This window comes from Methanoplanus endosymbiosus, assembly GCF_024662215.1.
GTDB lineage: Archaea > Halobacteriota > Methanomicrobia > Methanomicrobiales > Methanomicrobiaceae > Methanoplanus > Methanoplanus endosymbiosus.
In genome coordinates this window covers 1,951,826-1,964,510 of sequence record NZ_CP096115.1, presented here as the reverse complement: position 1 = coordinate 1,964,510, position 12,685 = coordinate 1,951,826, and the positions used below count along the sequence as shown (strand labels likewise).

Here is a 12,685-nt window from a genome sequence, read left to right as displayed (position 1 = left end):
AAAGAGGGGAGAAGAGACATCAGAGATGAGATCAGACGAGTCCGGATTTCCGCAAACCAAAGAAATATTTCATTTCTGCCTAAAATAATGAAGAGAAAAAGTAAAGAGATGACTATCATTACCGATGCAAGACAGAGAAATAATATCACTCCCGGAATTTTGGTTAAAATTGTCCTGAAGAGAGATCAGAGAAGCGGAAAGCTCACAGACGGAAAGGTGAGTGAAATACTGACAAACTCCTCATACCATCCGCATGGGATTAAGGTGAGGCTCTCTGACGGACAGGTCGGAAGAGTTAAAGAAATTTCAGGAGAATAATACTCTGAAAATCCGGACTGTATAAAATAATGTATTGAACCGGAAAAATCAGAAAAATATTTGGAAAAAATAATCAGGTGGATTAAAAAGATTCATAAGATCTGATCCGCCTTAGACAGCCTCAATATTATGGTATCTGAATACTATCTTCCAGTCATTAATTTCCCGGAATGTCATTTCATTCATCTCCCTTAAGAGGACACATAGATCACTCATATTTGTAATATGTATCATCTCCGTCTTTATTGCAGTAAGGTGCCTCAGCAGATGTGAGTACCTCTCCGAATTTCTATGATATTCCCTCTGAACTCTGATTGCAGATAATGCAGCACCAAATGCAGGGAGTGTAATTGTCAGAAAAGCCATTATCAACGGAACTTCGGCACCCATAAATCTCTCCCAGTGACCGATTCCAAGTGCATGAGCAATGGCAAGAACCATGGTTACTGCAAATATAATCTCTCCACATATAGCAAAAGTGTGATATCTTAATCCGGCCATTCCTGCTTCATGTTCATAAAATTCGATCCTGTTCTGGATCCACGCTGATATGAAGAATTTTTTTACCGGGTCAAAAGGCACTTCCCTGTTGCAGTAACTCATTTTACCTGATGAGATTATAGCCTCAAAAGTCATAACCATCCAGTCATTTGGTACCCTTACAGGACTCATAGAAGGGAGGTCTTCAGGTTTTTCACATACTGTGCATACAAACCTCAGAAAGAAAGCACTCCTGATTCTTTCTGCCAGAAAATTGTAATCAATCCACTTAATATGATAATTCCCGGTTCTTGAACATACCATCAGAAGTATAATTAATGCAATTTCAGCAACTTCAACCCATACAAACTCCGGATTATCCGGGAAAAACAGTGTCTGCATAGTAATTGTAAAGACAGCAAAGGCTGAAAGAAGATATATCATCACACCTACGAGGGCATATTTAAACCAGTATTGTCTGCCGAGAATTCTTGCCTTCAGATAATGCGGAAGCAGATAATCATAGGATGGTTTTATCATATCTTCATCTATTCCGGCCTTTAGATATTCACTCCGGAGTTTCTCTATGGAGGTTTTCCTTCTCTGTTTAAAGGCATGAATACTGATTTTTTCCTTATTATATTCATTCAGACATGAATATGATTCAAAAATCCGGTCATCATGAGGATAATCACTTATTTTCCCGTCAGCAGGACTGACAGAGACTACAGTTCTTCCATAACGCTTTGCAAGCAGATATATGCTGCCCGGTTTGATATCCGGATCATCAGTATCAGAATCACCGATAATTATCATCAGGGTGCCATTTTCAACAATTGTGGTTGATATAGGGTCATAGCCCAATGCACGTCTTTCTCCGGAGATTTCCTGAATACTACATGAAATTCCAGGGATGAAAAACTCATTAATATCCGCATGAGATTCAGAATGAATGAAAAACTGAGTTTCAAGCCTCAGATCCTCTGTGCAGATCAGTTTTTCAAAGACCATTCTGAGCATTTCTTCCTTCTTTCCGTGACATCCCGGAAGAAGAAATTTAAAGATATGAGGAGTTTCAGATAATACTTTATCAACTCTCTTTAAGGTTTCAATTACTGAACCGGAGACTGCATCAACATTAAATTCATCACAATTTACAAGAAGTCCAAAGTTTACAGTTATCGGCAGGGCTTCCGGCAGAGATATATCTGGTTCTTCAGTCCCGTCATCATTAGAATCTTCATTAAAATTCCCTGATCTCAGGGGAAATAAGATCTGGTTCAGGATCTCCTTTTTTGACATTATTGATCATCCATTGCCAGATATGACGTGTCACGGGATAATACAGATCTCCGGGAATAAAACAAAAAATAAATAAACACTAATTGAGCAAAAAACGGCATTAGAGCAGAATTTAAAATTACAGAGATAAACTGGCCAGTAGAGGCAATTAACTTTTCAGAAGAGACAATCACTCACATGAGCAATTGCAGCGTTAGGTGGTTCCCAAGAACTCTCGTATCTTAGTACAGCACCCAACGTGGGCGGGCTTAACTGCCGGGTTCGAGATGAGTCCGGGTGTTTCCCCGCCGCTATGGCCGCAATCACAGACCGGACATCAGGTCACGAACCTGAATTATTGTCTGCAATTATCCGGCATATTGGCATTCACACAACGATTTCGTCTGGATTTTAACGGTTAAGTAATGTTTCCGTTGCCGAATTATCGGACTTTAGTACCTGTGGACTGAACACGTCGTTGCCTTCGTGCGTACATCCCAGGTCTATCAAACGGGTCTTCTACCCGCGTCCTGTGACGGAGTCTCTTTTCAGGTCAGGTTTCAAGCTTAGATGCTTTCAGCTTTTATCCCTTATCGCGTAGCCACCCGGCATTGCCCTGTCGGACAACCGGTCTACCAGTGGCGACGACGGAAAGTTCCTCTCGTACTATTTCCATCTTACCTTCAGACTCCCGACACCCCATATAGATAGTAACCGACCTGTCTCACGACGGTCTAAACCCAGCTCACGATCCCCATTAATAGGCGAACAACCTCACCCTTGGCTGCTGCTGCACAGCCAGGATGGAAAGAACCGACATCGAGGTAGCAAGCCGCCGGGTCGATATGTGCTCTTGCCGGCGACGACTCTGTTATCCCCGGGGTAGCTTTTCTGTCGTCAATAGCACTCATCAAAAGCGCGTATTGGTTCGTTAGACCCGAGTTTCCTCTCGCAGATACTTGCTATTCGTATCAGCGTCAGGCCAACTTTTGCTCTTGACACTCTTCTGTGAGTTTCTGACTCACATGAGTTGACCTTGGGGCACCCTTGATACCTTTTCGAGGGTGTGGCGCCCCACCCAAACTGCCTACCTACCGATGTCCTCGTAAACGAGTTAGTGTTACAGTAAACCAAGGATGGTGTCTCAGATTACGACTAACCTGCCCCCACAAGGGCAGGATCAAAGTCTCCCATCTACTCTGCGCAAGGAATACCGTAACACAACGACAGGCTGCAGTAAAGCTCCACGGGGTCTTCACTTCCCATATGGGGTCCCTAGCCTCTGCACTAGGATAAAATGTTCAACGGACTTGTGTTTGGGACAGTAGGACTCTCGTTAATCCATTCATGCAAGTCGCCAATTAAGCGACAAGGTACTACGCTACCTTAAGAGGGTCATAGTTACCCCCGCCGTTTACGGGTCCTTCGTCCGGTTGTACCCGGTTTTCAGATGCCCGCACTGGGCAGGAATCACAGACTATACTAGTCGTTTCCGAGTTGCAGTCTGCTATGTTGTTATTAGACAGTCGGAGTCCCCGAGTCACTGCGACCTGCTTGATCTCCAAGCAGGCACTCCTTATTCCAAAGTTACGGAGCTATTTTGCCGAGTTCCCTAAACACAATTAAACCGATACGCCTTGGCCTTCTCAGCCAGGGGCACCTGTGTCAGATCTCGGTACGGTCATCTGGCCCCCTTTTCACGGGCTCCAGGAATTTGCTGTATTACTTCATCACGCTTTCACTCAATTCTCACCATTGCGGTTCTCCAAGAGCTTATACGATTAAACAGGGCGACGGCCCTGCACAGCATATCCCGAAGCGTCAGGATTATTGGCCGATGGTACAGGAATATTAACCTGTTTCCCTTTCGACGTACTCGAGTTACGATACACCTTAGGACCGACTAACCCTCGACTGACGAACATTGTCGAGGAAACCTAGCCCCTCCGGCGGATGGGATTCTCACCCATCTAATGCTTCTACTAATGCCAGAATTCTCATTTCTGCACGGTCCACAGGAGCTTACACCCCTGCTTCTGCCCATGCAGAACGCCTCTCTACGCCATCATATTAATATATGGTCCGTGGTATCTGTGGTAGGTTTGAGCCCCGTCCATTTTCTGCGCCCCAAACCTAGACTGGTAAGCTGTTACGCACTTTTTAAAGGGTAGCTGCTTCTAAGCTCACCTTCCAGTTGTTTTTGGCCTGGGACCTCATTTAGTGTTTACACTTAACCTACACTCAGGGACATTAACCACGGTCTGGGTTGTCTCCCTTACGCACTACAAGCTTACCCCGCAGTGCGGACTTCCGGACTTCTCAGATGACGGGGAATTCGGAGTTTGACAGCAGGGTAAGGAATTTCTTCCCCAACTCCCACAATCAGTGCTCTACCTCACCGTCTATCTCCATCCAGGTCATGCTACGGCATGTTTCGAGAGGAACCAGCGGATGCCTAGTTCGATTGGCCTTTCACCCCTATACGCAGGTCACACGAATGATTTGCATATCAATACCGCTTCGGCCCTCCACGCAACTTTCGTCACGCTTCAGCCTGCCCACGCATAGATCACTAGGCTTCGGGTCTTATCCTGCCGACTTCACGCACTTTTAATACGTCGTCCCATGTGCCGTAAGGCACTACGAACCTGTCGCTTTCGCTTCGGCTTCCCGCAGGGTTAACCTCGCCGACAGAATAAACTCTCTGGCCCGTTCTTCAAAACGTAAGTTATGACGCTGGCAATACCGCCCATACTACAGCCTCGCGGCTGATTCTTTCGCGGTAAAGATCCTTTAACGCCATAACACACCATCGCCTGCCAGTTTCAGGCACTTTTAACCACCTTTTCAGGGTTACTTTTCAGCTTTCGCTCACGCTACTATTACACTATCGGTTTCGAGGAGTATTTAGTTTTGGAGGTTGATGACCCCCGGATTCACGCGAGAATTCCAACCCGCGCTACTCAGGACACCACATATATGTGAGAGATTTACGTGTAGGGGACTGTCACCCTCTTTGGTTTGACTTTTCAGAACAAATTCCACTTCATATCTCACAAAAACAGTGGGCCTATCAACACCACATCTCCCGTTGCCGGGATTCAGTTTGAACTCTGTCGTTTTCGATCGCCTTTACTAACGACATCTCGTTTGATTTCTCTTCCTCCCCCTACTGAGATGTTTCAATTCGGGGGGTTACCGATCGTTACCGATCGTGACTTAATGTCACAGGATGTCCCATTAGGGTATCTCCGGATCATAGAATCCTTGCGTCTTCCCGGAGCTTATCGCAGCTTGGCACGCCCTTCGTCGGCACTCGAACCGAGCCATTCACTGACAGGCAGAACGTAATTCAGCATTTTATCGGTTTAACCGTTAAAATCCATTTAACGTCGTTGTGTGAATACCTATACACGGCCTCAAAGAGTCCTTACTGACTCTCAGCCCTTCCCCGTCGATTCACATCAACGGGTGCATTGAAAAGCCGTTTCCGAAAAAACGGCTATGGACCCAGGGGGATTTGAACCCCCGGCCTCGGCGTTGCAAACGCCGCGCTCTTCCAGCTGAGCTATGAGCCCTCTGCTTTTTGTTTATGTTAACACTGACAATTTTACAGTTTGTTTAATAACCGCTAATTACCCCTCACGATATTTCGTTAGGAGGTGATCCAGCCGCAGATTCCCCTACGGCTACCTTGTTACGACTTAACCCCCCTTGCGAAACCTAGATTCGACTGCGGCAATAAACCACAGCCTCATCCAAACCTCACTCGGGTGGTTTGACGGGCGGTGTGTGCAAGGAGCAGGGACGTATTCACCGCGCTATGTTGAAACGCGATTACTACGGATTCCAGCTTCATGTGGGCGAGTTGCAGCCCACAATCCGAACTTGGGACAGGTTTAGGGGATTGACTACACTTCTCAGTGCCGTTACCCATTGTCCTGACCATTGTAGCCCGCGTGTAGCCCGGATAATTCGGGGCATGCTGACCTACCGTTGCCCATTCCTTCCTCCTCTTTAGCAGAGGCGGTCCCAACAGTGTCCCCATCATTCCGGAGAACATGCTGGCAACTGTTGGCGTGGGTCTCGCTCGTTGCCTGACTAAACAGGATGCTTCACAGTACGAACTGACGACGGCCATGCACCTCCTCTCAGCTGGTCAAACAAAGTCTTCAACCTGGTTATCATTCCGCTGTCTTATCCGGTGAGATTTCCGGCGTTGAGTCCAATTAAACCGCAGGCTCCACCCGTTGTGGTGCTCCCCCGCCAATTCCTTTAAGTTTCAGCCTTGCGACCGTACTTCCCAGGCGGTACGTTTCACGGTTTCCCTTCGGCACCCCGGAGACTCGTGGTCACCGGCACACCTAACGCACATCGTTTACGGCTGGGACTACCCGGGTATCTAATCCGGTTCGCTCCCCCAGCTTTCGTTCCTCACTGTCGAAGCCGTCCTGGTGAGATGCCTTCGCCATCGGTGGTCCCCCGGGGATTACAGGATTTCACTCCTACCCCCGGAGTACCTCTCACCTCTTCCGGTTCCTAGAACAACAGTTTCTCTTAAACGCCTGCAGGTTAAGCCTGCAGATTTCCCAAGAGACTTATTATTCAAGCTACGAACGCTTTAAGCCCAATAAAAGTGGCCACCACTCGAGCCGCCGGTATTACCGCGGCGGCTGGCACCGGTCTTGCCCGGCCCTTTCTTCGGATGCTTTTTAGACATCCGGACAGCCCGCATATACGGGCACTCGGGGTTCCCTTATCACAGTTTCCTGCATTGTAAAGTTTTCGCGCCTGCTGCGCCCCGTAGGGCCTGGAATCGTGTCTCAGATTCCATCTCCGGGCTCTTGCTCCCACAACCCGTACCGATTACAGGCTTGTTGGGCCACTACCCCAACAACAACCTAATCGGCCGCAGATCCATCCTAAGGCGCCGGAACTTTCGGTTAAAGAACATTCCAGTATCTTTAACCTATGGAGTATTATCCCCAGTTTCCCGGGGTTATCCTCCACCTTAGGGCAGGTTATCCACGTGTTACTGAGCAGTCTGCCGAGGGTCTTAACCCTCTCAACTCGCATGGCTTAATCGAACCCCGATAGCAGTGACCTCTGGCAGGATCAACCAGAATTAATTGTTTGAAGTACTTACACTTCGGCACACTATCGATTTTTCACTAGTTTATCTAAAAGGAATTAGCGGTTATTAAACAAATTTCCGCATTGTCAGTGCCAACGTCAGAACCGACACCCCCATCCGGGTGCTTTCGGTTCTCCATCTAAGAATCGAGGTAACAATGTAAGGTTTATTGTTATATAAACACATTGTTTTACGATTTACAAAAAGCAGAGGAAAGCATATCTCAGCGAATCCATCTTAGCTTTACTTCCACCCTGTGAAAAAACTCACAGGACTCCCGAATTAAACGTTACAGCCACCCTGAGGCGTCTGTTCCCGTAATACTTCGGCCTTACAATGTTGTATGCCGCCACATATAAACCCTTGCAGGAAATGAGAGAATTTTCAGGAAAAACCCAATCATCCGTAACAAAAAAACGGCAGAACGCCGTTTTTCCATGACATTTTGATCACTCGCGCAAATCACCACAAACCTCCATATAAAAGTCAGATGAACATCCGGAAAAATTTACAAAAATAATGAAGAGATTATACCGGCGCAGATTCTTAAGAAACATCTCCGGAATCATTCACAGACAACCATAATCAAAAAAACTTCAGGAGAGAGAACTCATTTTTATTATTAACAGTGCTCAACTGATCTGACACACACAGGATAAGCACAAACAAAAAAACCGGATTCCCCATACCCACCCTTACATTAATACTATCAAAATGCCATAAATGTAAAGAGATATAACAAAAAACGAGTGAGCTGAATTGAGACTTTTAATGAAATTCGGAGGGACATCCGTAGGTGATGAAAAGTGCATCGCCCGCGTAGTCTCTATACTGAAACACCACCACAATACCGGAAACGAACTGGCAGTAGTTGTGTCTGCAATGTCCGGAGTAACCGATCAGCTCCATATCATTGCAAAGGAAGCAGTTGAATCACTGGACGAACCACCGATCGAGACAACGATCCATTCACTCAGGGCACGCCATAAAAAGGTCCTTGAGGCAGTTGCACCAGGCGAAACAGATACAGTAATGCAGGAGATCGACATAAAACTCGAAAACCTGAGAAATATCCTGACTGCAATTCACAACCTGCGCGAGCTCACTCCAAGATCAAAGGACTATATAATCTCATTCGGAGAGAGGCTTTCAGCAAGAATTGTCAGCGCTGCATTAAGAGAGGAAGGAATCCCCTCTGTTCCGCTAAACGGATGTGAAGCCGGCATAATGACAAACGAAAGGCACGGCTGTGCAAATGTCCTCCCGGAAAGTGAACAGAAGATAAAGTCCCGCGTCCTGCCACTGATGCAGGAGTATGTCCCCGTAGTTATGGGATATATGGGGTGCACAGGCACAGGCATTGTTACAACCCTCGGACGATCAGGATCAGACTACTCAGCAGCAATCGTAGGCGCGGCAATCGACGCGGAAGAGATCTGGATCTGGACAGATGTTGACGGAATTATGACATCTGACCCAAGAATTATTCCGGATGCAAGAGTCCTGCCTGATATATCCTACCTTGAGGCAATGGAACTCTCATACTTCGGAGCAGAAGTCCTCCACCCACGATCAATCGAACCGGCCATGCAGAAAGGAATTCCTGTAAGGGTGAAGAACACCTTCAATCCCGGCGCAGGCGGAAGCTGTGTCCTCTCAAAACAGCACAGGGACAAGAGAGTTGTAAAAGGCATAACCTACATAGACAAGGTATCCTTAATCAACATCACCGGCGCACAGATGGTCGGAAGGCCGGGAGTTGCACGGGCAATATTCGGAGAACTTGCCTCAAACAGTGTCAATATAATGATGATATCACAGGCCTCCTCCGAAGCCAACATATCACTCGTAGTGGACGATGAACATCTCGACATAGCAATATCAGCCCTTGGTTCTGTTAAAAAAGGCGGCTACATCAGAGAAGTCACATATGACCGTGACATATGCGCCGTTGCAGTTGTAGGCGTGGGCATGGCAGGCACACCTGGAATATCCGGCAGAATATTTACAGCACTTGGCAAAAACGAGATCAACCTGATGATGATCTCACAAGGCTCATCAGAAGTAAACATCTCATTCATTGTAAAGGAAGACGATGGAATAAAAGCTGTAAAAGTACTTCACGATGAATTTGAATTATCAGGAGAATGTGAGGAATGAACCCACTATTTGAGAAAAAGAGCCACACATACAGGGATGCCGGAGTTGACATCAACCTTGAGGCAGAAGGCGTATCGGCACTTGTGAAGATGCTCACCTACAGAAGGACAGGTGACTTTGGTATGTACAGCAATGTCGGCCATTTCGCAGGACTTGTTGAATTCGGAGAATATGTCCTTGCACTTGCGGTTGACGGAGTCGGTACAAAGATGCTTGTTGCTGACCGGATGAAAGACTGGTCCACACTGGGTATCGACTGTATTGCAATGAATGTAAACGACCTCTATGTGATGAACATTGAGCCAATTGCATTTGTTGATTATATCGCAACCGAAAGTGTGCAGACCGACAAGATGCGCCAGATAGGCGAGGGGCTAAACGAAGGCGCACGCCTCTCCAATATGAACCTCATAGGTGGCGAGACTGCAACCCTCAAAGGTCTCGTAAATGGCCTTGATCTTGCAGGCACATGCCTTGGTGTTCAGAAGAAGGATAAGATCATAGACGGCTCCGGAATTAAGGAAGATGACCTTATATTCGGCCTCCCATCAAGCGGAATTCACTCAAACGGCCTCACCCTTGCCAGAAATATAGTTGATTCATATGCAGGATATGACGAGAAGATGCCCTGGGGAAAGACACTTGGTGAAGAACTGCTGACACCGACAAGAATTTACAGCGAAGTCCTGAAGGTCACAGACGCAGCAGAAGTCCATGGCATGTGCCACATCACAGGCGGCGGACTCAGAAACCTGGAAAGGCTCGGAAAATTCGGCTTTGAGATTGAAAACCCGGTAAAACCCCAGCCGGTATATGACTGGATAGAAGAGGTTGGAAATGTGGAAAAGCATGAGATGTACCGCACATTCAACATGGGCATGGGATATGTATTCATAGCTCCGGAATCAGAGGAGAGTGAAATTCTCAGAACCGCCCCTGATGCCTCAGTAGTAGGAAGAATATCCTCATCACCGGGAATCCGCCTTGAAGGTGAGGAATTCCACTGATTGTCAGACAGATGAACAATTGTCATCCAACTGATATATATCCAAAAAGAGAACAACCCCTATATAAGGATGGGTATAAAACAAAATTACAATAATTATTTCAGGCTTTTTTTTCAGTTTACAGTTCTTGCAGCATCTGCACTGGTAATATTCACAGCCGGATGCTTAGGTGGTTCTGAAACAGACCACAGCTCTGCCGGCCCGCCACAGGGCACAACAGAAATAAAAATAGGTGTTCTTCTGCCCATATCCGGCGAAGAAATATTTGATTTTAAAACACCGGTGCAGATGGCAGTATCTGACATAAACAGCGCCGGCGGAATTGGCGGTACACCTGTGAAAGCTCTCTTTTTTGATACAGACGGAAAGGAGATCACAGAGATTGCAGAAGAGGCAGCCGGAGATCCGGATATAAACATCTTCATCGGCCCTTCATCAAGTGAAGAGGCATTAAAGGCAGCACCTGTATTTATTGAAAATAAAAAACTGCTGATCAGCCCTTCAGCTTCATCAATGGAAGTATCCGCACAGTTCACGGACTCCGGATATTTCAGAAGAACAGTCACCGGGGACCATGCACAGGCAGCAGTAATCTTTGAGATATTAAAAGAGAAGGGCGCAGAATCGGCATGCCTTATATATGAGGATTCAGCCTATGGCAGGACATTTGACGGATATGCACCCGAATATGCAGAATCTGTCAGAATAGAACTGATTAAAAGCATAACACTGACAAATGACAAAACCCAGGACTCAGACTTGGTTTACAGCATCGCAGCCCTGAATCCGGATTACATAATAGCCGCAGTCATGCCCGAAGAGGCTGTTATGATAAAGGAGAACCTGAATGATGCCGGATCAGATGCAGAACTCTTCCTGACAGACGGCGGAAGATCACCATATATAATTGAGAAACTTGGTATAAATGCGGAAGGAATCTGTGGCATATCACCCTCATATGACCCCACGACAGGATATTACATACCATATTCAATAAGAAATAAAGAACTTCCGGGAGTATTTTCGGCACAGACATATGACGCGGTAATGCTTGCAGCATATACAGCCGCGTGGAATATGACGCACCCGGAAGAGACATATGCAGAAGCCTTTGAAAGCGTGACAGCAACCTCAGGCATATACAAAGGCTGGGACAGCCAGGAAGCCGGAGAGTCGATCTCGTACATACTTTCAGGAGGTAAACCTGACGTATCAGGTGCTTCGGGCACACTTGACTTCAGAGACGGTATGATTGGGCCGGACAGTGGCTATTACGCCTGCTGGGTCATTGAAGAGGGGGATTTCAGGGAGAGAAAATATTATTCATCAGATAAGCAGTATCAGCCGCGCCTTCCGGGACTATCATATACCGGAATTCCGGCAGAAACAAGTGAAGAAAAAGGCACAGTCTGGATATTCTATCCCTCAGTGAAAGGTGACCGCTCTTTTGCAGATGCAGCATATACAGGACTCTCTTCTGCATATGAAGAGAACAGTTTCATCAAACGGGAGTTCTCACTGAATGACGCACCGAAAGTGAATGAAATATTTGCATCGGGCAGTTTTACAGAAAAACCAGACCTTGTGATAACCATAGGTTACGAGTTTGATGAATACACAGCAGACTGGGCAGAGAAGAACCCTGACATCAGGTTTATCGGAGTTGAGCAGAGCGGGAGCAATCTGAGCAATCATGCAGTCTGCACATTCATGCCATACGGAGGTTCATATCTTGCCGGAGTCCTTGCCGCAGAGATGACAGAGACGGAGAATATAGGGATAATTGCCGGAACTGATGCCGGAGTGATAAAACCGTTCACTGAAGGGTTTAAAGCAGGGGCATATGCCTATGATCCGGATGTCTATACATCGGTAAATTATGTATCTTCCGGATTTGAAGGTTTTTCAATGCCGGATAAAGCAGAAGAGGTTGCAGACCGGATGTATAACTCCGGGGTGGACGTTATAATCATGCTTGCCGGAAGTTCAAATACAGGCATCGTAAATTCGGCAATAAACCACGGAGGAGTTTATCTCATTGGCGAAGACGTTGATCAGTCGTATCTTGCACCAGGGGTGATAGCCGCTTCGGTTGTGAAAAATATAGAAGGATCTGTGAAAACCGGAATAAATGAAACACTTGCAGGAGATTTCAAATCAGGAAATATACTGTACTCAATGGAGAACAGCGGGACAGGACTTCTGACAAGTGATAAATTTACAGATAAGTATTCAGAACTTATGGAAAAATGGAGGAATGCAGCAGAGACAGAAGAGAGAAGATACACAGAAAGAATTTAATTTT

The 12,685-nt window shown here is 46.5% G+C and carries 5 protein-coding genes, 1 tRNA gene and 3 rRNA genes; 4 read left to right on the top strand and 5 right to left on the bottom strand.

Annotated features, from left to right (window positions below; translation table 11 throughout):
- Positions 1 to 87: 87 nt before the first annotated feature.
- Positions 88 to 318, top strand: a complete 231-nt coding sequence (locus tag L6E24_RS08675; protein ID WP_257741590.1) for a YwbE family protein — start codon at positions 88 to 90, stop codon at positions 316 to 318.
- 111 nt (positions 319 to 429) lie between these two features.
- On the opposite strand, the gene L6E24_RS08670 is transcribed toward L6E24_RS08675, so the two are convergent.
- The 5 genes from L6E24_RS08670 to L6E24_RS08650 all read right to left on the bottom strand — a co-directional run bounded on the left by L6E24_RS08670 (position 430) and on the right by L6E24_RS08650 (position 7,205).
- A complete protein-coding gene (locus L6E24_RS08670) occupies positions 430 to 2,100 on the bottom strand; it encodes a hypothetical protein (protein WP_257741589.1) in 1,671 nt (556 codons plus the stop codon).
- Between the two features lie 182 nt (positions 2,101 to 2,282).
- A 5S ribosomal RNA gene (gene rrf, locus L6E24_RS08665) occupies positions 2,283 to 2,404 on the bottom strand.
- Between the two features lie 108 nt (positions 2,405 to 2,512).
- Positions 2,513 to 5,439 (bottom strand): 23S ribosomal RNA (locus L6E24_RS08660).
- Positions 5,440 to 5,584: 145 nt separating this feature from the next.
- A tRNA-Ala gene (locus tag L6E24_RS08655) sits at positions 5,585 to 5,657 on the bottom strand.
- A 79-nt stretch (positions 5,658 to 5,736) separates the two neighbouring features.
- A 16S ribosomal RNA gene (locus tag L6E24_RS08650) occupies positions 5,737 to 7,205 on the bottom strand.
- The 16S, 23S and 5S rRNA genes sit together here with 1 tRNA gene alongside, the layout of an rRNA operon.
- A gap of 779 nt (positions 7,206 to 7,984) precedes the next feature.
- On the opposite strand from L6E24_RS08650, the gene L6E24_RS08645 reads away from it, so the two are divergent.
- The 3 genes from L6E24_RS08645 to L6E24_RS08635 all read left to right on the top strand — a co-directional run bounded on the left by L6E24_RS08645 (position 7,985) and on the right by L6E24_RS08635 (position 12,681).
- Positions 7,985 to 9,373, top strand: a complete 1,389-nt coding sequence (locus L6E24_RS08645; protein WP_257741588.1) for an aspartate kinase — start codon at positions 7,985 to 7,987, stop codon at positions 9,371 to 9,373.
- Complete coding sequence (gene purM, locus L6E24_RS08640; protein ID WP_257741587.1) at positions 9,370 to 10,380, top strand: phosphoribosylformylglycinamidine cyclo-ligase; 1,011 nt, start codon at positions 9,370 to 9,372, stop codon at positions 10,378 to 10,380. Before L6E24_RS08645 ends, purM begins: the two co-directional genes overlap by 4 nt.
- 69 nt (positions 10,381 to 10,449) lie before the next feature.
- Complete coding sequence (locus L6E24_RS08635) at positions 10,450 to 12,681, top strand: BMP family ABC transporter substrate-binding protein (protein WP_257741586.1); 2,232 nt, start codon at positions 10,450 to 10,452, stop codon at positions 12,679 to 12,681.
- The last annotated feature ends 4 nt before the right edge of the window (positions 12,682 to 12,685 follow it).